The sequence below is a fragment of the Micromonospora sp. NPDC005305 genome, from assembly GCF_040607315.1.
Classification (GTDB): Bacteria; Actinomycetota; Actinomycetes; order Mycobacteriales; family Micromonosporaceae; genus Micromonospora.
Genome location: NZ_JBEXGL010000006.1, coordinates 334472 through 357620 on the forward strand (window position 1 = coordinate 334472; position 23149 = coordinate 357620).

Consider the following 23149-nt stretch of genomic DNA (forward strand, 5'->3'; position numbering starts at 1 on the left):
AGAGCGGGCGTGCCCCTTTTTGCCGCCTCTCGCGGTAAGGTCGTTCGCGCTGCTCAGTGAGGGTGTCGCTGCGCAATCGGCAGGGCGCAAGTTGCAGACCGGCAAGGAATTCGCAGGACCGGCGGAATTCAATTCCCAAGCAAATCCCATTGACGTTGACAAATCTTGACTTGATTCGTGGAGGGGCGCACCGTGAATGGTGCCGGCACCCGAGGGGTCGCCGGGTCGCCATTTCAGGAGGCGGTCATGCGGTGGAATCCGTTCGCCGGCGCGTATCTCGCCGACCCGGCGCAGGTGTGGCGGGAACTCCTCGACTCCCCGGGCGGGGTGCACCACGACGAGGACCTCGGGCTGTGGCTGATCACCCGGCACGCCGACGTGCGCCGGGCGCTCGGTGACCCCGAGAGCTTCGGCAACGCGCTCACTCTCGCGCCGGTCTACGACGTCTGTCCGGAGGCGCTGGCCGTCGTCATGCAGATCGACGCCCCGCCCACCACGGCCGCCGCCGACCCGCCGGTGCACCCGCGCACCCGCCGGGCGCTACGCGCCACCTTCGCCAACACCGCCGACCGTGTCGAGCAGCGGTACGGCGCGATCGTCCGGCGCCGGGTCGACGAGCTGGTCTCCCGTCTCGCCGCCCGTGCCGGCCAGCAGGTCGACCTGGTCCCCGAGTTCACCACCGAGCTGCCCCTGCTGGTCCTGCTCGACCTCCTCGGCGTGCCGGAGCGGGACATCGCCCGGGTCCGCGCCTGGGCGGACGGCCAGATCGCCCTGGTCTGGGGGCGGCCGGAGCCGGCGGAGCAGGTCCGGCTCGCCCAGGGCCTGCTGGAGTTCTGGCGCTACTGCCAGCAGCTCGTCCGCGACCGGCTCGACGCTGACCGGCCCGGCGACGGCTACGTCGACCAGCTGCTCGCGTACCGGAACGGCGACGACGAGGTGCTCACGGTCGCCGAGGTGTCGAGCATCGTGTTCAACCTCCTGGTCGCCGGGCACGAGACCACGGCCGGGCTGCTCGCCCACGCGCTGGACCAGGCGCTCGCCGAGCCCGACCGGTGGCGGGCGATCGCGGACGAGCCGCACCGGGTGCCCGGGTTCCTCACCGAGACCCTGCGCTTCGCGCCCGCCATCGACGGCTGGCTGCGGGTGACCAACCGGCCGGTCACGCTGGGCGGCGCCACCATCCCGGCCGGGGCGCGCTGCCTGCTGCTGATCGGCGCCGCGAACCGGGACCCGGCGGTGTTCGCCCACCCGAACCGGTTCGACCCGGGGCGGACGGACGGGACCGACCACCTCTCCTTCGGGCACGGGCCGCACTTCTGCATAGGCGCGGCACTGGCGCGGCTGGAGGCCGGGATCGCGCTCACCCGGCTCGCCGCGGCCGTGCCCGGGCTGCGGCTGGCACCCGGGCACCGCCGGTCGTACCAGCCGAACGTGGCGTTCCGCGCGCACCGCGGCCTGCCCGTGGTGGTCGACACGGCGGTGCCCGCCGTCCAGCGGCCGGCGGCCTGACCCGCGTCGCCGTGCCGGGCGCTGACCTGCGGAGGCGGTCACGGAGCGGAGTCATGTCTTCACACCCGTCGGTGAATGGGTTAAGAATTGTCCCCTGCGAATGCCCAGTCATCACCCCGCCCCGATCTCATGTCGACGCCGACCCGGTGTCGCGAAGGTGAGCACATGGATCGCACGCCCCCGTCGAGCGCCGCTCACTCCGCTGCCAGCCATCGCTTCCGGGCGGAGTTGCGTCGCTGGCGGACGCGGCAGGGGCTGACCCAGCGGGCGCTGGCGGAGCGGGTGCGGTTCAGCCGGGAGACGGTCGCGGCGGTCGAGTCCGGCCGCCGGTTCGGCAGCCAGGAGTTCGCTGTCCGCTGCGACGAGGTGCTCGGCACCGGTGGCCGGCTGGAGGCGTTGTGGCCACAGGTCGCCGCGGAGCAGTTGGCCGCGGACGGCCGCCGCGGCCCCCGGTTCGGCGAGGTGGCGCGGCTGGAGCCGGTGCCGGCCGCCCGGCGCGACGCGCGGGATCCGGAGGCGGTCGTGGCGGCCATCGACGAGTTGCGGGAACTCATCGGCCAGGTGCTCGGCCAGCCGGAGGTCGACGGCCCGCCGCCCGCGCCGCCCTCGCGGCGCTGACGCGGGGACGCCAGGCCGGCACGCACCGCCGGCGCTGCCAACTCTGGGTACAGATGCTGGTACGGGCTGTTTGTACCACCGACAGGTCTGGTCTGGGCGCACGGCTTCCGGCGCAATGAAACGTGCAATCCGCAAATGCAGATAGACCGTTGTTGATGAGTGCGGGGAGTCAGCCTTGGCGTCGAGCACGAGGTCCCACGCGGCCCGACCCTACCCGACCCGCCGCCGCGGCTGGAAGATTGCCGCCCGGATGCGCCTCATCGTCGCGGCTCCGCTCGTCGCCGTGCTGGGCTTCGCCGGCCTGGCGCTGACCGAGAGCGCCCGCCAGACCACCCGCGCCAGCGACCTCGGCCTCCTGGCCCAGCTCGGCGCCGAGGCGGGCGACCTGGCCCACCGGCTGCAGAACGAGCGCATCGTCGCCGCCGACCTGCTCACCCGGGGCGCGCCGGAGCAGCAGGACGCCTTCGCCGACGCCACCACCGCCACCGACGCCGCCGTCGCCCACTACCGCCGGCAGCGGGCGGAGCTGCCCGCCGGCTCCGCCGCCGACCAGGCCGTCCTGCCCCGGATCGACGCGGCGCTGGCCGGCCTGCCGCCGCTGCGCGCCCAGGTGCGCACGGCGGAGCGCGCCTCGGTGTCGGCCATGACCTTCAGCTACCGGATCGCCATCGCCGACCTGCTGAGCCTCCGCGAAAGCGTCACGCTCGGCGTCGTCAACGCCCGGATCGCGGACGGCATCCGCGCCTCCGCGGCGCTGTCCGAGGTGGCCGAGGCCATCGGCCAGCAACAGGTCGCCGTCCTGCGCGCGATCGCGGCCGACCAGCTGACCCCCGCCATGCAGCAGGACATCACCGCCGCCCGGGCCGGCTTCACCGAGTCGAGCCTCGCCTTCCTGGCGCTCGCCCGGCCCGCCTGGCGCGGCTGGTGGGAGCAGGCCGGCAGCGGCGAGAGCGCGCTGCTGCTGCAACGGATGCAGGACCAGGTGTCCCGGAGCGTCGCCGGCAGAGCACTGGAGCTGGACCTCGACACCTGGGTCACCGCCACCCGGCAGTGGTCCGTGCGCCTGGCCGAGCTGCGCCAGCGGGTCGACGCCGTGGTACTCCACGACGTTCGCGCCGCGCACACCGACCAGCGTCGGCGCACCCTGATGGAGGCGGCGGCCGTCGTGGTGGCCCTGGTGCTCACCACGCTGGTCACCTGGGCGGTGGCCCGGCAGATCACCCGGCGGCTGCGCCGGCTGCGGGACGCCGCGAACGCCGTCGCGTTCGAGCGGCTGCCCCAGGTGGTGGCCCGGCTCGAACAGCCGGACAGCTCCTCGATGGACCCCGACGAGCTGGCCCGGCGCCAGGCCGGCGAGGCCCTGGAGCCGTCCAGCGACGACGAGATCGGCGAGGTGGGGCAGGCCTTCACCGCGGTGCATCGGGCGGCGGTGCGGACGGCGGCCGAACAGGCGGTGATGCGCGCCAACACCGCCGAGATCTTCATCCACCTCAGCCGTCGGGAACAGCGACTCGTCGACGCCGTGCTGGCCCAGGTCGACAAGGTCGAGCGGGACGAGACCGACCCGGACCGGCTGCACCAGCTCTACACGCTGGACAACCTGGCCACCCGGATGGGGCGGATCAACGCGAGCCTGCTGGTGCTCGGCGGGGTCGGTGTCGGGCGGGTACGCCATCACGACGTGCCGCTGCAACAGGTGCTCCAGGCGGCGCAGAGCCAGATCGAGCACTACGCCCGCATCCGCCTCGGCCTGGTCGACGGCGACGTCGCCGTCGGCGCCGAGTCGGTCGACGAGGTCGTGCACCTGCTGGCCGAGCTCATGGAGAACGCCACCGGCTACTCCCCACCGGGGACCGAGACCTGGGTGACCGGCCGCAGCCTGGGCGACCGGGTGATCGTCCAGATCAGCGACGAGGGCGTGGGCCTGTCCCCGCAGCGCCGGCAACAGCTCAACGACCTGCTCGTCCGCCCACCCGCCATCGACGTCGCCGCGGTCCGGGCGATGGGGCTGGTCGTGGTGGGGCAGCTCGCCACCCGGCTGGGCGTGGCCGTGCAGCTCCGTCCCGGCCCGCGCCGCGGCACCATCGCCGAGGTGGCGCTGCCCGGGTCGATGATCCGGCCGCTGCCCCCGGAGGAGTTCCTGCTCACGCCCGGCCGACCGTCCCGGCGGGCCGCGCGGACCGCCGTCGCACCGCCCTACCGGGCGACGCCCGAGCCGTGGGCCGGCAGCCCGCCGGCCGACCAGATGCTGCCGGTGGCGCCCGTCTTCCAGCCCGCCACCGCACCGGACCGCGGCACCGTGCCCGCCGAGGAACTCGTCATCTACCACCAGGTCAACCACTGGTTCCAGGCCGACCACCCGGACGGCGGGAACGGCGCGCCGTGGGCCAGCCCCGCCGACGACGCCTGGCGTACGGCGGCCCGGGCCGACTCGCCCGAGGTCGTCGGCACCACCACCTCGGGCCTGCCCAAGCGGCAGCCGCAGCAGCACCTGGTGCCGGGCGGCGTCACCGTGCCGCGGCAGCGCTCGGAGCACCGCGACCCGGCACGGGTGGCCACCGCGATGGCCGCGTACGCCCGGGGGGTGGCCGGCCGCCGGCCCAATCTGATCAACAACTGACCCGACAGGGAGTGCACGTGACCGACCACCAGGATCTCGGCTGGCTGCTGGACGCCTTCGCCGAGCGCGCGACCGAGGTCAGCCATGCCATCGCGATCTCCAGCGACGGCCTGATGGTGGCCGCCACCCGGGGGCTCCCACCCGACCGGGCCGACCAGTTGGCGGCCACCGGCAGCGGGCTGGTGAGCCTGCTCCGCGGTGCGGCGGCCTTCTTCGACGCCGGCGCCGTGATCTCCAACGTCACCCAGCTCGAAGGCGGCTTCATGTTCTCCATGGCGTTCAACGACGGCGCCTCGCTGCTCGTGCTCGCTGACCCGCAGTGCGACGTCGGCAAGGTCTCCTACGAGATGACCGAGCTGGCCAACCGGATCGGCGACGCCCTGACCCCGGCGGCCCGGGCGGCCCTGAGCCGCAGCCGCTGACCCCGGCGCCCCCACGCCGAAACCCCACCCCTCATGTAGGAGCACACATGTCCCTCACCATGTCCCGGCGCGGCCGCGCCCACACGGCGGCGCTGCTCGCCCTCGTCCTGCTCGCCGCGCCCGCGTGCGCGAACGACGAGGGCGGGGCCGGCGCCGGCGCACCCGTCAAGATCGGCCTGCTGGCGTCGCTCTCCGGCACGTACCAGGCGGTCGGCAAGGACATCCGCGACGGCTTCCAGCTCTACCTGTCCAGCCACGACGGCAAGCTCGGCGGCCGGGACGTGGAACTCGTGGTCGCCGACGAGGGCAACGGAGCGGCGACCGCGGTCCCCGCCGCCACGAAGCTGCTCAAGCAGGACCGCGTGGTCGCGCTGACCGGCGTCGTCGGCGGCGGCTCGGTGGCCGCCGTCTACCCGCTGCTCAACGAGACGAAGGTGCCGTTCGTCGGCTCCAACGGCCGGCCCGAGCTGAAGGACGTCTCCCTGGTCTGGCACACGTCCTACCTGTCCGACGAGCCGGGGGCGGCGATCGCCCAGCACGTGCGCGACGACGTGAAGGGCAGCGTCTACGCCATCGGCCCCGACTACCAGGGCGGCTGGGACGAGCTGCGCGGCTTCACCGAGGCCTTCGCCAAGGTCGGCGGCACACTGGCCAACCCGGACGGCAAGGCCACCTTCACCCCGTTCCCGGCGACGACCAACTTCACCCCGTACTTCGCGCGGATCAAGGCCTCCGGGGCGAACGCCGTCTACACGTTCTACGCCGGCAGCGCGGCCGTCGACTTCGTGAAGCAGTACGCCCAGTCCGAGGTGAAGGACCTGCCGCTCTACGCCGCCGGGTTCCTGACCGAGGGCGGGGTGCTCAACGCCCAGGGCGAGGCCGCACGCGACATCTACTCGGTGCTCAACTACTCGCCCGACCTCGACAACGCGGAGAACCGCGCCTTCGTGGCCGCGTGGAAGGCCGAGCACGACGGCTCCCCGACGACGTACGCCATGGCCTCCTACGACGCGGCGGCCGTGCTGGACCGGGCCATCGCGGCGGCCGGGGACGAGGCGACCCCGGAACGCGTCAACGCGGCCATCGGCCAGCTCGGGCAGATCGCCAGCCCGCGCGGCACCTGGCAGTTCTCGCCGACCACCCACGCGCCCGTGCAGAAGTGGTACCTGCGCCAGGTGCGCCAGGACGGCCGGGCGCTGTCCAACACCGTGGTGGGCGATCTCGCCACCGTCGGCGGGTGACGCCCGTGGCCGTCGGCATCCGGTTCGACCCGTACGTCGTCCCCGCCCTCGACGGGGTCGCCTACGGTCTGCTGGTCTTCGTCGCCGCGGCGGGGCTGGTGCTCTGCTTCGGCGTCGCCGGCATCCTGAACCTGGCGCACGGCACCCTCTACGCGATCGGCGGCTACACGGCGGCCGCCCTGCTGGACGGCGGCTGGCCGAGCCTGGCGCTGGCGCTGGCCGTCGGGGTGGTGGCCGCCACCGCGTCCGGCGCGCTGGTCGCCGGGCTGCTCACCCGGGTCGCCGCACGCAACCACCTGACCCAGGCGCTGCTGACCTTCGGGGCGGCCCTGGCCGGCGGGAGCCTGCTGGTGAGCGCCTTCGGGCCGGACGACCCGCCGGTGCGCGTCCCCGCCACGCTGGACGGGTCGGTGGTGGTCGCCGGGCACCGCTACGCCGCGTACCGGCTGGTCTTCATCGTGGTGGCGGCGCTGCTCGCCGCCCTGATCCACCTCGTGGTGCGCCGCACCCGGGCCGGGATGCTGGTCCGCGCCGCCGTCGACGACGCCGAGATGGTCGCCGTCCTCGGGGTGAGCCCGGCCCGGATCCGGGTCGGCGTGCTGGCGGCCGCCGGGGCGCTGGCCGGCGCGGCGGGGGTGCTCGGCGCGCCGATCATCGGCCCCGGGCCGGACACGGCCGACGCCGTGCTGCTGCTGTCGCTGGTGGTGGTCGTCCTCGGCGGTCTCGGCTCGATGGTCGGCACCCTGCTCGCCGCGCTGGCCGTCGGGCAGATCCAGACCCTGGGCGTCGCGCTCGCCCCGTCCGCCGCCCCGTTCCTGCTCTTCGCCGCCATGGCGGTGGTGCTGGCGGTGCGGGCGCGGGGCCTGGCCACGGTCCGGAGGGCGACGTGAGGCGGGGAGCCGTCCGGGCGCTGCGCCGCGGCGTCGCCGCGGTGGTCGTGGTCGCCCTGGTGCTGGCGCCGTGGACGGTCGACGACTACACCGTCGCACTGCTCGCCCGCACCCTGGCGCTCGGCCTGGTGGCGGTGAGCGTGGCGCTGCTCACCGGCGTCGCCGGGCTGCCCACCCTCGGCCAGACCGCACCCTACGCGGCGGGCGCCTACGCCAGCGCGGTCGTCGGCAGCCATCTCTCCGACGTCGGCCTCGTGCACCTGGCCGTCGCGGCGGCGGCCGGGGCGGCGCTGGCCGCGGTGACCGTGCCGCTGGTGGTCTCCGCGCGGGGGGTGGTGCTCCTGATGATCACCCTGGCGGTCGGCGAGCTCGCGGTGACCGTCGTGGGGCGCTGGCGGTCCGTGACCGGCGGCACCGACGGGCTGGCCGGCGTCGCCGCGTCCCGGCCACTGTGGGGGCTGCCGGTGCTGGCCACCGACCGGGCGCGTTACGTCTACACGCTGGTGGTCGTCGCGGCGTTGGTCGGCGTGGTGCTGCTGGTACTGCGCACCCGGGTCGGGCTGCTGCTGCGGGCCGGCCGGGACGACGAGGCGCGGCTGCGGGCCAGCGGCCACCGGGTGCCGGTCCACGTGGCCGGCGTGCACGTCGCCGCCGGGGCCGTCGCGGGCGCCGCGGGCTCCCTGCTCGTGGTGGCCCAGCAGTTCGTCTCCCCGGCCGACTTCGGTTTCGACACCTCCGCCCTGCTGCTGCTCGGCGTGGTGATCGGCGGCACCGCCTCGGTCGGCGGCGCGCTGGTCGGCGCCGCGCTCGTCGTGGCCGCCCGGGACTGGCTGTTCGGCGTGCTCCCCGGGCAGGCGCCCCTGGTGCTCGGGCTGGCGTTCGTCGCCGCCGTCTACCTGCTCCCCGACGGCGGGCGCCGGCCGAGGGCACGCGGCCGGCTGCTCCCGGCCGTCCCGGCCCGCCGTCCCGCCCCGGAGAGCCCGACGCCGACGGGAGTACGCGCATGACCCCGCTGCTGTCCGCTGAGGGGATCACCGTCCGCTACGGGTCGCTGGCCGCGCTGGACGGCGTCGACCTGCGGATCATGCCGGGCCAGCGGCACGCCCTGATCGGGCCGAACGGCGCCGGCAAGACGACACTGCTGGACGTGCTCGGCGGGTCCACCCGGGCCGGCCGCGGCCGGGTGCTGCTGGCCGGCCGGGACGTCACCCGGCTGGGGCCGGCCGCCCGGGCCCGCCGGGGCGTCGGCCGGATCCACCAGCGCCCCGCCGTCTGGTCGACGCTGACCGTGCGGGAGAACGTGCTGGTCGCCGCGCTGCCGCGGGCGGTGCGGCCGGGCCCGTGGCACCCGTCGGCGCGGCGGCGGGCGGCCGCCCGGACGGCCGACGCGCTGCTGGCACGGGTAGGCCTCACCGGGCTCGCCGCGATCCCCGCCGGGCACCTGGCGCACGGGCAGCGCCGGCAGGTCGAGATCGCCATGGGGCTGGCCGGCAGGCCCCGGCTGCTGCTGCTCGACGAGCCGGCCGCCGGGCTGTCCGCCGTCGAGGTCGGGTGGCTCATGGAGTTCCTGCGGACGCTGCCCCGGGCGGTCGCCGTGCTGCTGGTCGAGCACCGGCTGGACCTGGTCTACGCGCTCTGCGACACGGTCACCGTGCTGCGCGACGGGCGGACGCTGGCCACCGGGACGCCGGCCGAGATCCGCGCCTCCGGCCCGGTCCGGGAGGCGTACGCCGAGGGGGTGGCCTGATGCTGCGGATCGACGGACTCTGCGCCGGCTACGGGGGCGGCACCGTGCTGCACGAGGTGAGCCTCGACGTGCGCACCGGCACCGTCCAGGCGGTGGTGGGGCGCAACGGCGCCGGCAAGAGCACGCTGGTGCACAGCGTGGCCGGCCTGGTGCGGCCGTACGCCGGCCGGATCGAGATCGGCGGCGTGCAGGTCGCCGGCCGGCAGCCGCACCGGATCGCCCGGTCCGGTGTCGGCCTGGTCCCGCAGGGCCGGCGGGTCTTCTCCCGGTTGACCGTGGCCGAGCACCTGGTCCTGGCGGCCGCGCCGTGGCGGGCCGCGACGCCCGGCGGCGAGGGCTGGACGGTGGCCCGGATCCTGGAGCTGCTGCCCCGGCTCGGGTCCCGGTTGCGCCACCGCGGCGACCAGCTGTCCGGCGGTGAGCAGCAGATGCTGGCCATCGCCCGGGCCCTGCTGGGCCAGCCCCGGCTGCTCCTGCTGGACGAGCCGTGCGAGGGCCTCGCCCCCGACCTGGCGGCCCGGGTGCGGGAGCTCGTCGACACGCTGGCCCGGACCGGGCTGACCGTGCTGCTCGTCGAACAGCAGCTCCGGCACGCCGTCGAGGTGGCGGACCGGATCGCGGTGCTGGAGTACGGCCGGGTCGTCTACGACCGGCCGGTGCACGAGGTCCGGGCCGACCCGGACGTCCTGGCGGCGATGCTCAGCGTCGCCGCGGTCCCGGAGCCGTCGGCTCCCCGACCGGTGCCCGGGCTCTGGTCCGACGCCGGGCACTGACCCGACCCGCAGCGACAGGGATGAGGAACGATGCCGACCCACGTCCATCACACCGACTACGCCTTCGACAACGGCGCTCCGGACGCCGTGCCCCAGATGCGGGCGCTGGAGTCCTTCCTGGATCCGATCACGGCGCGCCGGATCGCCCCGCCGGTGCTCGCGCCCGGCGGCGTGTGCTGGGAGGTCGGCGCCGGCGGCGGCTCGATCGCCCGGAGCCTGGCCCGGGCGGTCGGCCGGGGCGGCCGGGTGCTGGCCACCGACCTCGACACCGGGCACCTCACGGCCACCGGCAACCTCGACGTACGCCGGCACGACGTGCGCACCGAGCCGCCGCCCGGCGACGCCTTCGACCTGATCCACGCGCGGCTGGTGCTGCTGCACCTGCCGGAGCGGCGGCGCGTGCTGGCCTCGCTGGCCGGTGCGCTGGCCCCGGGCGGGTGGCTGGTGGTCGAGGAGTTCGACTGCACGGCGCCGCTGCGGGTGCTGACCGCGCCGAGCGACGACGCGGCGAAGCTGTTCGCCCAGGTGACCGACGCGATGCTCGACATCCTCCAGAGCCACGGCGCCGACCTGGCCTGGGCGCAGGACGTGCACGGCGAGCTGGTGGTGGCGGGGCTGGAAGAGGTGGACACGGTCGTCCACGCGCAGAGCTGGCCCGGCGGCTCCCTCGGGGCGTCGCTGTACGGGACGAACTCCCGGCAACTGGAGCCGGAGCTGCTCGACGCCGGGTTGTCGCCCGGTCAGCTGGAGGCGTTCCGCCGGCTGCTGCGGGACCCGGGATTCGCCGTGATGTCGTACCAGTTCGTGTCGACCCGGGGACGGCGGCCGGCGGGGCGGTGAGCGCCGTCGCGCCGCTACTGCCCGAGGAACTCCTCGATGACCGTGGCCAGCCGCACCGGGGTCTCGTACATGGCGTAGTGGCCCGCGTTGGCGAGCACCTCGAGCCGGGCGTTGGGGTAGTGGCGCAGCCAGGTCTCGCGCATCGTGTCGGCGCCCAGCGCGGGGTCGTGCTCGCCGACGACGGCGAGCGCCGGCACCGGGTTGCCCTTCACCTCGTCGGTGAAGTCGGTCCGCGCCCACGCGGTGAGGTACGCGCCGAACGCCTCCGGCGTGGAGTGGGCGAGGGAGAACCGGACCATCTCGTCGAGCCAGCGGCCGGACAGCCGGTTGCCGGTGGTCAGGTCGATGATCGCGCGCCGGTTGGCCGGCTCGGCGGCGGCCCCGTCGAACAGCGTCCAGCCCTGGAGGTCGAACGGCACGCCGCTCGCGGGGACCGGGCTGATGCCGACGAGGTGGCTCACCCGCCCGGGGGCGTCGGCGAGGACCCGCTGGGCGGCGCTGCCGCCCATGGAGTGCCCGACCACGGAGAAGCTGTCCCAGCCGAGGGAGTCGACCAGCGCCAGGGCGTCGCGGGAGATCTCCGCCATGGTGTGCTCGCCGGCCACGTCGGTGCGCGCGCCGTAGCCCCGGTAGTCCGGGAACGCCCAGGTGAAGCGCTCGACGTCGATCAGCTCCGGCAGCCAGCCCCAGCCCTTCGCCGAGCCGAACCACCCGTGCAGGGCCAGCACCCGGTGCGCTCCGTGACCCACGGTGCGGTGGCTGATCGTCATGTGCGGGACCCCTTCCACTGGTGCGGCGTGGCGACAGTGAACGGCCTGAGGCCGCGGCGGGGGAACACCGGCGTCGGATAGGCGACGCCAACCGCGCCCCGAGGTGACCGCCCGCCCCGGTCGGGGGTGGACGGTCACCTCGCGGTCGGACGAGGATCAGATGAGGCCGCCCATGGCCGGGTCGCTGATGCTGGGCTTGCCGTCCTCGACGTGACCGGCGTACCGGACCGCGAACGCGGCGTCGGCGGAGACCGTCACGGTGAGGTCGTACCAGCCGTGCGCCCGGGACAGCGACCATGACGGCGAGGCCGTCTCACCCGGCTTGAGCGCCAGCCTGGTGCGCTTCGACTGGTAGCGGTCCGCGACGGTCACCTCGACCCGCTTCGCGCCCCGGTTCACCAGGGTCAGGCCGACGTGGTGGTCGCGCTCGTCGTACCGCGCCCGGACGTCGACGCCGGCACCCGCGCCGCCGGTGAAGCGGCGGAAGAAGCCGTTGGGGCCGTGCACCTCGAGGTCGTACCCGGCGGTGGCGTCCCAGGTGTCGCTCACCTGCCGGCCCGGCTCCACCGTGTAGGTGCGGGGCGGCTGGGCCGGGTCGGCCGAGCGGACCCCGAAGACGCCGGTGGCGCCGCCGGAGTTGCGGAAGTCGAGGTGGAACGAGGTGCCGGCGGCCCGTCCGTCCACGTGCAGGGTGTACGGGAGGGCCCGGGCGGGCCGTACCCCCCGCTCCTGGCGGGGCAGGCGCTCCTCGGCCGGCGGCACCGGCACCTCGTCGGGCTGGCGGGTGAGGTCGACCGGCTTGAGGTCGGCGGTGTCGGGCAGCTTCACCCGCGGCGAGGCGTTCGGGGTCTGGAAGTCGAACGCGCTGGTCAGGTCGCCGACCACCGCGCGGCGCCAGGGCGTGATGTTGGACTCGACCAGGCCGGCCCTGCCCTTGGCGAACCGGGTCTCCAGGAAGCGGATCAGCGAGGTGTGGTCGAACACCTGCGAGTTGACCCAGCCGCCGCGGGTCCACGGCGAGACGACGATCATCGGCACCCGGATGCCGAGGCCGTACGGGCCGGCCGCCCGCCGGGCGTCACCGGCGAAGACCTCGTTGGTGGTGGGCACGGTGGACAGGCCCTCGGCGCGGCTCTGCGGCGGCGTCGGCGGCACCAGGTGGTCGAAGAAGCCGCCCTCCTCGTCGTAGGTGATGAACAGGGCCATCTTGCTCCACACCTCAGGGTGGCTGGCCAGGATGTCGACGACCTGCGACATGTACCAGGCGCCGTAGTCGGGACCCCAGTTCGGGTGCTCGCTGTAGGCCTCCGGCGCGACGATCCAGGAGACCTGCGGCAGCGTCCCGTTCGCCACGTCCCGCCGGAAGTCGGCCAGCAGCGCCTCGGGGGAGCGGTCCTGCTTCGAGATCTCGGTCCCGGTCTTCGCCCGGTCCGCCAGCGGGTTGCCGGGCCGGGCGTTCTGGTACTGGTGGAAGTAGAGCAGCGAGTTGTCCCCGTAGTTGCCGATGAACGGGTCCCCGGTCCAGCCCCAGTAGCCCTCGGCGGTCAGGCCCAGGCCGACGTCCTGGTAGACCTTCCAGGAGACTCCGGCGCGCTCCAGCCGCTCCGGGTAGGTCGACCAGTCGTAGCCCGCCTCGGCGTTGTCGATGACCGGGCCACCGCCCTTGCCGTCGTTGCCGACCCAGCCGGTCCACATGTGGTAGCGGTTCGGGTCGGTCGAGGCCAGCACCGAGCAGTGGTAGTTGTCGCAGACGGTGAAGGCGTCGGCGAGCGCGAAGTGGTACGGCAGGTCGCCGCGGGTGTGGTGGGTCATGGTGACCACGCCCTTGTTGGGCACCCACCGGTCGTACCGGCCGCCGTTCCAGGCGCCGTGGGTGTCGGCCCACCCGTGCGGCGGGTCCGGCAGGAAGGTCTGCCCGAGGTCCGGCACCTCGGGCCGGAAGGGCAGCAGGTCGGCGGAGCCGTTCGGCTGGTGCCAGACGCTCCGGCCGGAGGGCAGCGTCACCGGGTGCGGGTCCGCGAAGCCCCGGACCCCGCGCAGGGTGCCGAAGAAGTGGTCGAAGGAGCGGTTCTCCTGCATGAGGAAGATGACGTGCTCGACGTCCTCGATCGAACCGGTCCGGTTGTTCGCCGGGATGGCGAGGGCCTTGCTGAAGTCCACCGGCAGGGCGGCCGCCGCCACCGGAGCGCTCATCATCTTCAGGAAATTTCGACGGTCAACACTTGCCATGACAGAGCACCACCTGACTGACGCCGAACGATTGGCGGGTGGCACGCTATTGGCGCCAGATGGATCTCACGTGTCCGGAACGAGAGCGTTGCGCCAACGCCGTAAGATCCACGCACCCTGGCGAGTCCTCGCCTCCGCCCCCTCCGGAGCCCGCATGTCCGAGCCGCAGGACACCACCCCCGACGTACCCGGGGCGAGCCGGCCCCGACGGCGCTGGCTACTGCCGGCGGCCGGTCTCGCCGCGGCCCTCGCGGTGGCGTTCGCCGTGGTCGCCGTGACCGGGCCCGCTCCGGAGCGACCGGCGGCCCGCGCCGTCGCCGCGCCGACCTCGCTGCCGCCGAGCACCGAGACCGCCACCCCGAGCGCCGTTCCGGTCCCGGCGAGCCCGACGGCCACGCCCGCCCGTGCCTCGACGCCGACGCGGCGGCCCGCGCCGGCCCGGTCGACCACTGGTGCCGCCCCGCGGCCCCGCGCGACGACCCGCACCCCCCGGCCGAGCTGCACCCGGGCCGGCGTGGTGGACGTGGTCCAGGTGTTCACCGACGGCGTGGTGAAGGTCGCGGCCCGGACCGACGGCGAGTGGACCGACCAGCTCTGCCCGGGCGAGCGCATCCGGGTCTTCTGGGCCACCTACCGCCGCACCGCCGACGGCGGCGCGACGCTGTACCGGTCCCAGGTGCGCTACCTGGACCGGTCGTCGCCGACCTGGACCATGCGCCTGGTCACCCCGGACACCTGCGGGCCCTGGTACGTGGTGTCCGGCGGCGCGAGCATCCCGCAGACCCTGAAGCCGGGCGTGGTGCCCTTCGGTGGCAGCAAGATGCACTGGGAGACCGGCGAGCACTGCTGACCCGGCCGGAACCCGAGAGCGGCGACCGCCAGTGCGCTCAGAGCTTCCGGCCCCGGGCGTCGCGGGCGACGATCCCGTCCAGGGTCAGCTCCCCGGCGGGGGAGCGCCGGCCGGCGGACAGGCCGATCGTCACCCCGGGCAGCTCGGGGACGTCGACGGGCACCACGTAGAAGGCGAGCTTCCCGCAAAGGCTTGCCGCAACCCCAACGGGGAAATGTCGGTGACATCACGTGAGTCACGGGCAGAGGCCCCGGCCCGTTTCAGGGGTGGGGCTTCGGGCCGGGGACCTCTGCGGGAGGCCACGCGGGGCGTTGACCTCCCAGGAAAGGAAGTCACGGTTGCGGCACCGTGACCCCCCGTGGGGACTAGGTGACCTGCGCGAGGGCGGCGAACTGCGGTACGGCTTCGGCAATGCTGTGCTCCACGCCCCATACGGAGCACGACACGTACCCAGGGGCCAGCACGCGGCACCGTTCGGGGATCAGCGCTGGCACGGCGTCAGGGAACGCAGGTGCATCCTCGGTTCGAGCTTGGCGTTCCACTCCCGAGCGACGGCGCCGGCACGCTGACCATCCGGACCGGCCGCAAGGAGGACCGGCTGGTCGTGGAGATCGGTGACACCGGCGGCGGCATCCCGCCGGAGATCCGGCCGCGCATCTTCGAGCCGTTCTTCACCACGAAGCCCGTCGGCGAGGGCACGGGCCTCGGGCTGGACATCTCCCACCGGATCGTCGTCAACAAGCATCACGGGGACATCCGGGTGCGGTCGGAGCCGGGCGACACGCGGTTCGTCGTGCTGCTGCCGCTGACGCCGGCGTGACCGGGGCGCGGTCGGGTCAGAACAGCGTCGACGGGGCCACCGGCGCGGGCTCGGGCAGCGGCGCGACCTCGGGCAGGCGCGCCCGGACCTGGTCGTGGAAGCGGCGGGCGAGGTATGGCGCGTCGGCGTTGTCCGGGGTGTGCACGAACACGGTCGGGGAGCGGCCCTCGCGCAGCCAGCCGGTCACCACGTCGAGCCACGGCTGCCAGCCCTCGACCGTGCGTGCCGGGTCGTCCCGGCCGAGGTAGCGGACGATCGGCCGGTCGGTCAGCGCCCGGGTCCGCAGCGGGGTGCGCGGCTTCTTCAGCCACGCCTCGCGCTCGGCGTCGCTGGTCGGCGGGGTGCGGAAGAACGCGGTGGTGTCGAAGGGGATCCACTCGGCGTCGACCCGGGCGAGGGTGTCCTCCAGGGCGCGTGCCGCGCCGGCCTCGGTGAAGAAGGCGGGGTGGCGGACCTCGACGGCGTACCGGTGGGTGGTGGGCAGGCCGCGCAGGAAGCGGGCCAGCGTGGGCACGTCGCCGGGGCCGAACGAGCCCGGCAGTTGCACCCAGAGGGTGTGCGCCCGCGGGCCGAGGGGCTCGACGGCGTCGAGGAAGGCCCGCAGCTCCGCGTCGGCGCCGGTGAGCCGGCGCTCGTGCGTGACGACCTTCGGCAGCTTGGGCACGAAGCGGAAACCGGGATCGGTCTGCCGGGCCCAGGACGCGACCGTCTCCCGGGACGGGGTGGCGTAGAAGGTGGTGTTCCCCTCGACCGCGGTGCACCACTCGGCGTAGGCGCGCAGCCGCTCGTGGGCCGGCAGCGGGTGCGCCAGGTAGCGACCCTGCCAGGCCTTGTGCGTCCACATGGCGCAGCCGACGTGCAGGCGCATCCGGTCCCTCCCACCGTTCGACGGCCCGGCGCGCCACCCGCGCCGCGGCAACGGTATCCGGGCCGGACACTCCCGGCGGATTCGACCGGGCCGCCGCCGGGCAGGGGCGCCGGCGCGCCCGGATCCGTTCAGCCGCGACCGGTGCCGTCCGCGAGTAGCCGCCCCGCCGTCCGGCGGCGTTGCTGCTTCACCAGGTAGAGCCGCTGGTCGGCGACGTGCAGCAGCCGGTCGAGGGTGTCACCGTCGTAGGGGGCGGTGGCCGAGCCGACGCTGACGCCGGCCAGCCCGCGCACGGCCGCCTCGATCCGGGCCGCCGCGGCCCGCGCCGATTCCCGGTCGGCGTCGGACAGCACCACCACGAACTCGTCGCCGCCGATGCGGGCGAGGGCGTCCTCGGCCCGCAGCACGTTCCGGGTCGCCGCGACCACCCGGCGGAGCAGGTCGTCGCCGGCGGCGTGCCCCAGGCGGTCGTTCACCAGCTTGAAGTCGTCCAGGTCGAGGCAGAGCAGCGACGGGCCGGGTCGGCAGCCGGCGTGGAACAGGAACGTGGCCAGCTCGGCCAGGCCGCGCCGGTTCAGCGCGCCGGTGAGCGGGTCCAGGGACGCCAGGGCGCGCAGCTGGGACCGCTGCCGGGCGAGGGCCCGGGTCTGCGTCGAGCAGACCGAGGCCAGGACCAGCATGCCGGCCAGGTAGATGAACACGTGACCGGCGGGGGCCGGCGGCCCGGCGAAGGCGACGACGAGGTACGACCCGACGGTGAGCACCTCCAGCCCTACCATGAGCCGCAGGTGCGGTGTGTAGCCGGCGACGAACACGGACGTGGTCACGAACCCCAGCGCGGCCGGCGACGTCACGCCGCCGTCCCAGTAGGCGCCGAGCGCCGCCATCACCAGCGTGATCATCAGGAGGGTGAACGAGACGCGGTAGCTGGACGCCTTGCTGGTCACCCGGGTGGCCGCCCACGTTCCGACGACACCGGCGGCCAGGCCGCAGCCGTACGCCGTGAGCATCAGCTCCCGGTTCGGCGCGCCGAGCGTCAGGAGGCAGTAGACGACGGCGACCGAGTGGGAGACGGCGTGCAGGGCCGCGCTGACCAGGGTGCGGCGACGGCGCTCTCTCATCCCGCCGTCCACCGTGCCCCCGGCCCTCGGTCGCCCGCGTCCCTGTGGGCACGGCGTCGTTCAGCCGGCGGGATCGCGCCGACCGCCGGTGTGGACGCCACTCGGATGAGGCAGCTCACCACGTCGAAATTCAATGACCTGCATCAACCGACAGTCAAGAGACGAGTCGTTAACCAGCCGTTCATACTACGTACGGGAGCGCCCTGGTCACGCTGGGCTGACGGCAGGCGCCGGCGCCCGACCCGGCTGGTCACCGCCTGGCGTGTTCCTTCGCCATCTGCGGGCGTTCCCCCTTGCCGACCCGCCGCAGCGCGTCGCGCAACTGCTCCTCGGATATCTTGGAGTTTCCCTCGATGCCCGCGTTGTGGGCCTGCTGCCGCAGCTCGTGCAACCGATCGCGGTCACCCCTGTCGAGCTCCCTCCGCGGGCTGGCTCGGGCGGCTCCGCGCGCCACTCCGGCATCGGCTTCCCGGACCGGCCGGGACAAACGGCCGCTGCCCTCACCGGCGCCCGCCGCCGTCGCGCGTGATGACGCTGAACTGGCCCTGCGACTCCATCCGGACCTCCTTCACGTCGGTGAGGTCCTCGACGCCCTGCTGCCGGAGCTGGGCGTACAGCTCGTCCTCGGTGACCAGCTCGCGGCGCATGTTGCGGCGCAGCATGCGCCCGTCGCGCACCAGCACGAGGGACCCCGGCTGGATGATCCGGGCCACGGCGGGAAAGCGGTACGACAGCAGGTCGAGCAGGTACGCCCATCCGATGATCACGGCGACCAGCGCCACGCCGTCCGTGATCGAGGTGTAGTCGGCCGCCATGGCGTTCTGGGCGGCGTCGGCGATGAGCACGATGACCAGCAGGTCGGTCATGCCGGTGCTGCCGCTCTCGCGCTTCAGGAGCACCCGCAGGAGGAAGAACAGCGCCAGATAGATCGCGCTGCCCCGCACCGCGATCTCCCACAGCGGCGTGTCGGGCACCAGCAGCCTCTGCCAGTCGCTCACCCGGTGCGCCTACCCGGCGGATCCGCCGCTACACCGCCACGGGTCAGCGCCAGGGCTCGTCCGGGGTGCCGGTTCGCCGGTTGTGGTGGTCCAGCAGCCTGGACAGCAGCTCGGTCAACCGCTGTCGCTCCTCGGGTGACAGCGGAGCCAGCAGTTCGTCCTGACCCGCGGCCAGCTTCTTCTCCAGTTGCCGCAGCTGCCGCTTGCCGGCGGCGGTCAGCGAGATGATGTTCCGCCGCCGGTCGGAGGGGTCCGGGGCGCGCTCGACCAGTTCGCGGTCGGCGAGTTCGTTGACGGCCGCGACCATGTCGCTGAGGTGGATGCCGCTGCGGCGGCCCAGTGCGGCCTGGCTGGCCGGGCCGAACTCCTCCAGGGTCGCCAGCAGGCGGTAGTGGTAGCCGCGGGCGCCGACGGACGAGAACGCCTCGGCCACCAGGCGGTGCGCGTGGTTGGCGGTCTGGGTGAGCAGCCAGCTGGGCAGGCTCTCCCACCGGGCGGGCGTCTTCTCGGCGGAGGTCGGCATGTGAGGAGTGTAACGAACCGTTCGGTCGACTAACGGTTGTGCTAACGTTCGGGCTCCGAACGTTAGCCGTATAAACATTCATGCGGCGAATGAATCCGCTGGAGTCGAGACATGATCAAGCCGTTCCGCATCGACATCCCCCAAGCCGACCTCGACGACCTGACCGACCGGCTCGCGCGCACCCGCTGGCCCAACGAGGTCGCCGACGCCGGGTGGGACTACGGCTTCCCGCTCGCCCGGCTCAAGGAACTGGCCGAATACTGGCGCACCGGCTACGACTGGCGCGCGCACGAGGCCGAGCTCAACGAGCTACCGCACTTCACCACCGAGATCGACGGCCAGAACATCCACTTCGTCCACGTCCGGTCGTCGAAACCGGACGCGCTCGCGCTGATCCTCACCCACGGCTGGCCCGGTTCGTTCCTGGAGTTCCTCGACGTGATCGAGCCGCTGTCCCGCGACTTCCACCTGGTGGTGCCGTCCCTCCCGGGTTACGGCTTCTCCGGGCCGACCCACGAGCGCGGCTGGGATGCCTTCCGGATCGCGCGGGCCTGGGCCGAACTCATGCGCCGCCTCGGATACGAGCGCTACGGAGCCCAGGGCGGCGACTTCGGCGCGGGCATCTCACTGGCGCTCGGCGCGGTGGCGCCCGAGCAGGTCGTCGGCGCGCACGTCAACTACCTGCCGACCCGGCCGGACCCGGAGGCCGACATCGAACTGTCCGAAACGGACGAGGCCCGGCTGGACACGGTCCGGCAGCTGATGGCGAACCGTCCGCCCTACCAGGCGCTACAGGCCCTCACCCCACAGACCATCGGGTACGCGTTGACCGACTCGCCGGTCGGCCAGTTGGTCTGGATCGCCGAGCGCTTCGCGCAGTGGACGGACCCCCGCTCACCGGTCAGCGACGACCGGATGCTCACCGACATCTCGCTGTACTGGCTGACCGCCACCGCGGCTTCCTCGGCCCGGCTGCACCACGACGCGGCGCGGGGGCGGGCCCTGCCGTGCCGGGTGCCGGTCGGTGTGGCGGTGTTCGCACACGACATCACCCGGTCGGTGCGACCGCTGGCCGAGCGGCTGTACGACATCAGGCACTGGTCGGAATTCGACCACGGCGGCCACTTCGCCGCGATGGAGGTGCCGGACCTGCTCGCCGAGGACGTCCGGGACTTCTTCCTCACCCACGTCAGGTGACCCGAACGCCGGTCAGACGCCGGACGGCCAGGTCTCGGCCTCGGCGGGCGCCGGCCGGGTGGGCAGCGGCCGGACCGCTTGGGAGGTGTCGAACCAGCAGAAGGCGTCGTAGCGGTCCCCGAGCACGGTGGGCACGTAGTTGCCCTGGCTCTCCCGCTGCGGGTGGTAGACCACGCCGATGGCCCGGTGGTCGATCTCGTGGGTCAGCAGGTCGGGCCGGCCGTCGCGGGGGAAGACCAGCAGCGCCCGGTCCGGGGCGGCGGCGTGCAGGGCGTCCTCCAGCGTGTGGCGGCGTGCCGGCGGGACGGTCATCGTCTCCATGGGCGCGCCCCAGGCCGCCCCGGCGGTGACCGTGCCGGAGTGGGTGCCGAAACCGACCAGCACCACCCGCTCCGGCCCGTACCGCTCCCGGGCCAGCTGGCCGATGTTGACCTCACCCGCGTCGGCCATGTCGGTGGCCCGGGCGTCACCGACATGGGTGTTGTGCGCCCAGACCACCGCCCGGGCGCCCGGGCCGTAGTGGTCCAGGAGCCGGCCGAGGGTGTCGTCCATGTGCCGGTCGCGGACGTTCCACGACTCCCGTCCGCCCCGGACCATCGCCCGGTAGTAGCGCTCGGCGCCGGCCGCCACCTCGGCGTTCTGCCACGCGCCGAAATGCTCCGGCCCGCCGGCCGCCGCCCGCTCGCGCAGCCCGGCCAGCAGCGCGACCACCTCCTCCTCGCAGCGGTGCGGGACCAGGCGGGTCGCGAGGGCGTACTGCTGGGGGTCCTCGTCGTACGGCTCGAAGCAGCGGTACGCGGCCAGCGCGGCCGGCACCTGGTCGGGGTCGTGCTCGCGCAGCCAGGTGAGGATCTCCCGGAGCGACTCCCAGAGCGAGTAGACGTCCAGGCCGTGGAAGCCGACCCGCTCGGCCTCGCCCACCCGCGCGTTGCGGTCCCGCAGCCAGCGGGTGAAGTCGGCGACCTCCTCGTTCGCCCACATCCAGGTCGGCCACCGCTCGAACGCCGCCAGGGCCGCGCGCGGGTCGGCCGGCGCCTCGGGGCGGCAGCGGACGCTGCGGTCCACCCGGTCGCAGTCGGGCCAGTCGCCCTCCACCGCGACGAACGAGAAGCCTTGCTCGTCGACGAGCCGGCGGGTGACGGCCGCCCGCCAGGTGTAGAACTCGTGCGTGCCGTGGGTGGCCTCGCCGAGCATCACCACCCGGGCGTCGCCGACCCGGTCCAGCAGCGCGTCCAGGCTGTCCGGGCCGGTCAGCGGGGTCGCCAGCGCGGCCACCTCGTCGTCGTAGCGTCCCATCCCGGCTCCGTACCCGCTGCCACTCGCGCCATGCGCTCGTGTTCGCCCTGTCCGGTGTCGTGACTCGTGTGGTCCGCGACATCGTCGCCGACGACCCGGTCGTCCGCTGGCGGTCGCTGACCTACCTGCTGGTGCGGCCGCCCACCGGAGCGGCCGTCCCCGGCCCACTGACGCACCGGCGGCCCACTCCCGGAAGCGGGCGGTTTCGGGATCCACCGTGGGGCGCCGGAGCTGGCTAGGCTGCCGGCATGGCAGACGAGGCCGTGCCGCGCGCGCCCGCCGAGCCGGCGGCCCCGTCGACCGCCGATCCCGTGGTGGCGGCGCTCCGGCAGGTGCTGGCGACGATCCCGGCGGGCTGCACCTGGCTGCTGCCGGTGCGGGCGCCGGACGGCGCGGTGGCCGACTTCCTGGTGGCCGCCGTCAGCGCGCAGGGGCGCGACGTCCACGGCCGGGGCGCCGGGCGGGTCGGTCAACCGCTCAGCACGCTGTATCCCGGCATGGTCGCCGGCCCGCTGTGGCAGGCGTACCACCAGGTGCTCGCCACCGGGGAGCCCGCCCACCTGCCCGACTTCCGGTACGCCGGCCACGGCGCGGGCGTCGTCGCCGACTCGGCCTTCGACGTGAGCGTGCACCGGGTGCTGGGCGGCCTGCTGGTCTGGTGGCAGCGGCTCGACGAGCACCGCCTCCGGCTGGCCCGCACGGAGCTGCTGGGCAGCCTGGGCTGGGCGGAGTACGACCTGGTCAGCGGTCGCAGCGAGTGGTCACCGGGGATGTACCGCATCTTCGAGCGGGACCCGGCGCTCGGGCCGATGTCCCGGGCCGACCAGGGCGCCGCGCTCCTTCCCGCCGACCAGGGCCTGCGGGAGGCCGCCTGGCAGACGCTGGACAGCGGCGCGACCTCCGACGTCACGGTGCGGTTCCGCGCGGGCGGGACCGTCAAGCACCTGCGGATCCTGTCGGACGTGGCCCGCGACGAGGGCGGCGCGCCGGTGAAGGTCTACGCGGTGGTCCAGGACGTGACCGTGCGGGAGGACTCCCGGAGCGCCATCGAGCAGCTCCACGACCAGTTGCGGACCCGGGAGACCACCGCGCTGGCCGAGCACCGCCTCGCCGGGCAGCTCCAGAACCTCATCCAACCGGTGCCCCGCGAGCCGGTCGCCCTGGCCGGCCTGGAGGTGCTGGTCGGCTACCTTCCGGCGGAGAGCGCCCTGCGGGTCGGTGGGGACTGGTACCACGCCGAGACGCTGCCGGACGGGTCGGTCGTGCTGGCGGTCGGCGACGTGGCCGGGCACGGGCTGGAGGCGGCCAGCGGCATGGCGCACCTGCGTTTCGGGCTGGTCGCCTGGCTGTCGATCGGCATCCGCGAGCCGGCGGTGCTGCTGGGGCACCTGAACCGGCTCTGCGGCCAACTGGCGATCACCGGCACCGCGGTGCTCGCCGTCTTCGACCCGGCGACCCGGCGCCTGGCCTGGGCGCGGGCCGGGCACCCGCTGCCGATGCTGTCCCGCGCGGGGGCGACCGGCGACCTCGGCCGGCCCGCCGGGATGCTGCTGGGCGCCGACCCCGCCGCCCGCTACCCGGTGGTCACCACCGAGCTGCGCGGCGACGACGTGCTGCTGCTCTACACCGACGGGCTGACGGAACGCCGCGCCGGGAGCCCCGGGGACCGGTTGGCGGAGGTGCGCTCGGCCCTGGCGGCGCTCTCCGGCCGGCCGGGGGCAGGATCCCTGGCCCGGCTGCGCGACGCCCTGCACCGGCCCAGCCCGGACGACGACACCTGCACCCTGGCCGTCCGCGTGCTGCCCTGACCGTCCGCG

General features: G+C 74.3%; 22 protein-coding genes and 1 pseudogene. 14 read left to right on the forward strand and 9 right to left on the reverse strand.

Features of this window, described 5'->3' with window-relative positions; all coding sequences use genetic code 11:
* Window positions 1–246 precede the first annotated feature (246 nt).
* The 10 genes from ABZS80_RS13625 (at window position 247) to ABZS80_RS13670 (ending at window position 10660) form a co-directional block, all read left to right on the forward strand.
* Window positions 247–1509, forward strand: coding sequence for a cytochrome P450 (locus ABZS80_RS13625; protein WP_355055993.1), 1263 nt, complete (start codon window positions 247–249; stop codon window positions 1507–1509).
* Window positions 1510–1674: 165 nt separating this feature from the next.
* Entirely contained in the window at window positions 1675–2127 is a 453-nt protein-coding gene (locus ABZS80_RS13630) for a helix-turn-helix transcriptional regulator (RefSeq protein ID WP_355055994.1), read from the forward strand.
* A 250-nt stretch (window positions 2128–2377) separates the two neighbouring features.
* The gene (locus ABZS80_RS13635) at window positions 2378–4747 is read left to right on the forward strand and encodes a nitrate- and nitrite sensing domain-containing protein (protein WP_355055995.1); all 2370 of its coding nucleotides are present in this window, start codon (window positions 2378–2380) and stop codon (window positions 4745–4747) included.
* A 17-nt stretch (window positions 4748–4764) separates the two neighbouring features.
* A complete protein-coding gene (locus tag ABZS80_RS13640; protein WP_121398599.1) occupies window positions 4765–5169 on the forward strand; it encodes a roadblock/LC7 domain-containing protein in 405 nt (134 codons plus the stop codon).
* 47 nt (window positions 5170–5216) lie between these two features.
* A complete protein-coding gene (locus ABZS80_RS13645; protein WP_355055996.1) occupies window positions 5217–6410 on the forward strand; it encodes an ABC transporter substrate-binding protein in 1194 nt (397 codons plus the stop codon).
* Entirely contained in the window at window positions 6407–7300 is an 894-nt protein-coding gene (locus ABZS80_RS13650) for a branched-chain amino acid ABC transporter permease (protein WP_355055997.1), read from the forward strand. The genes ABZS80_RS13645 and ABZS80_RS13650 overlap by 4 nt, the downstream gene beginning before the upstream one ends.
* A complete protein-coding gene (locus ABZS80_RS13655; RefSeq protein ID WP_355055998.1) occupies window positions 7297–8307 on the forward strand; it encodes a branched-chain amino acid ABC transporter permease in 1011 nt (336 codons plus the stop codon). Before ABZS80_RS13650 ends, ABZS80_RS13655 begins: the two co-directional genes overlap by 4 nt.
* Window positions 8304–9047, forward strand: a complete 744-nt coding sequence (locus ABZS80_RS13660) for an ATP-binding cassette domain-containing protein (protein WP_355055999.1) — start codon at window positions 8304–8306, stop codon at window positions 9045–9047. The genes ABZS80_RS13655 and ABZS80_RS13660 overlap by 4 nt, the downstream gene beginning before the upstream one ends.
* Window positions 9047–9820, forward strand: a complete 774-nt coding sequence (locus tag ABZS80_RS13665) for an ABC transporter ATP-binding protein (RefSeq protein WP_355056000.1) — start codon at window positions 9047–9049, stop codon at window positions 9818–9820. Before ABZS80_RS13660 ends, ABZS80_RS13665 begins: the two co-directional genes overlap by 1 nt.
* A gap of 30 nt (window positions 9821–9850) precedes the next feature.
* Window positions 9851–10660 (forward strand): methyltransferase domain-containing protein, encoded by an 810-nt coding sequence (locus tag ABZS80_RS13670; RefSeq protein WP_355056001.1) that lies wholly within the window; start codon window positions 9851–9853, stop codon window positions 10658–10660.
* Window positions 10661–10674: 14 nt separating this feature from the next.
* Here the strand turns inward: ABZS80_RS13670 and ABZS80_RS13675 are convergent, their stop codons facing one another.
* Together ABZS80_RS13675 and ABZS80_RS13680 are read right to left on the reverse strand one after the other, a co-directional pair.
* A complete protein-coding gene (locus ABZS80_RS13675; protein WP_355056002.1) occupies window positions 10675–11430 on the reverse strand; it encodes an alpha/beta hydrolase in 756 nt (251 codons plus the stop codon).
* 156 nt (window positions 11431–11586) lie between these two features.
* A complete protein-coding gene (locus ABZS80_RS13680; protein ID WP_355056003.1) occupies window positions 11587–13659 on the reverse strand; it encodes a phosphocholine-specific phospholipase C in 2073 nt (690 codons plus the stop codon).
* A 154-nt stretch (window positions 13660–13813) separates the two neighbouring features.
* Between ABZS80_RS13680 and ABZS80_RS13685 the strand changes: the two genes are divergently transcribed.
* A complete protein-coding gene (locus ABZS80_RS13685) occupies window positions 13814–14509 on the forward strand; it encodes a hypothetical protein (protein WP_355056004.1) in 696 nt (231 codons plus the stop codon).
* Window positions 14510–14546: 37 nt separating this feature from the next.
* On the opposite strand, the gene ABZS80_RS13690 is transcribed toward ABZS80_RS13685, so the two are convergent.
* Complete coding sequence (locus ABZS80_RS13690; RefSeq protein WP_355056005.1) at window positions 14547–14672, reverse strand: hypothetical protein; 126 nt, start codon at window positions 14670–14672, stop codon at window positions 14547–14549.
* A gap of 390 nt (window positions 14673–15062) precedes the next feature.
* Between ABZS80_RS13690 and ABZS80_RS13695 the strand changes: the two are divergent.
* A pseudogene (locus ABZS80_RS13695) lies at window positions 15063–15329 on the forward strand (ATP-binding protein); the annotation flags it as partial.
* 16 nt (window positions 15330–15345) lie between these two features.
* Here the strand turns inward: ABZS80_RS13695 and ABZS80_RS13700 are convergent.
* From ABZS80_RS13700 to ABZS80_RS13720, 5 genes are all read right to left on the reverse strand, one after another.
* Window positions 15346–16173 (reverse strand): DUF72 domain-containing protein, encoded by an 828-nt coding sequence (locus tag ABZS80_RS13700; protein WP_355056044.1) that lies wholly within the window; start codon window positions 16171–16173, stop codon window positions 15346–15348.
* 152 nt (window positions 16174–16325) lie between these two features.
* Window positions 16326–17318, reverse strand: coding sequence for a GGDEF domain-containing protein (locus ABZS80_RS13705; protein ID WP_355056006.1), 993 nt, complete (start codon window positions 17316–17318; stop codon window positions 16326–16328).
* A gap of 250 nt (window positions 17319–17568) precedes the next feature.
* Window positions 17569–17709 carry a hypothetical protein gene (locus ABZS80_RS13710; protein WP_355056007.1) on the reverse strand — a complete coding sequence of 47 codons (141 nt, stop codon included), beginning with the start codon at window positions 17707–17709 and terminating at the stop codon, window positions 17569–17571.
* Between the two features lie 109 nt (window positions 17710–17818).
* On the reverse strand, window positions 17819–18316 hold the full coding sequence (locus tag ABZS80_RS13715; RefSeq protein ID WP_355056008.1) for a YetF domain-containing protein: 498 nt from the start codon (window positions 18314–18316) through the stop codon (window positions 17819–17821).
* 43 nt (window positions 18317–18359) lie between these two features.
* The gene (locus ABZS80_RS13720; RefSeq protein WP_355056009.1) at window positions 18360–18839 is read right to left on the reverse strand and encodes a MarR family transcriptional regulator; all 480 of its coding nucleotides are present in this window, start codon (window positions 18837–18839) and stop codon (window positions 18360–18362) included.
* Window positions 18840–18950: 111 nt separating this feature from the next.
* Here ABZS80_RS13720 and ABZS80_RS13725 point away from each other — a divergent pair, with 111 nt between their 5' ends.
* Window positions 18951–20036, forward strand: a complete 1086-nt coding sequence (locus ABZS80_RS13725; RefSeq protein WP_355056010.1) for an epoxide hydrolase family protein — start codon at window positions 18951–18953, stop codon at window positions 20034–20036.
* Between the two features lie 12 nt (window positions 20037–20048).
* Here the strand turns inward: ABZS80_RS13725 and ABZS80_RS13730 are convergent, their stop codons facing one another.
* Window positions 20049–21230 (reverse strand): erythromycin esterase family protein, encoded by a 1182-nt coding sequence (locus tag ABZS80_RS13730; RefSeq protein ID WP_355056045.1) that lies wholly within the window; start codon window positions 21228–21230, stop codon window positions 20049–20051.
* A gap of 350 nt (window positions 21231–21580) precedes the next feature.
* Here ABZS80_RS13730 and ABZS80_RS13735 point away from each other — a divergent pair, with 350 nt between their 5' ends.
* Complete coding sequence (locus ABZS80_RS13735; protein WP_355056011.1) at window positions 21581–23140, forward strand: SpoIIE family protein phosphatase; 1560 nt, start codon at window positions 21581–21583, stop codon at window positions 23138–23140.
* The last annotated feature ends 9 nt before the right edge of the window (window positions 23141–23149 follow it).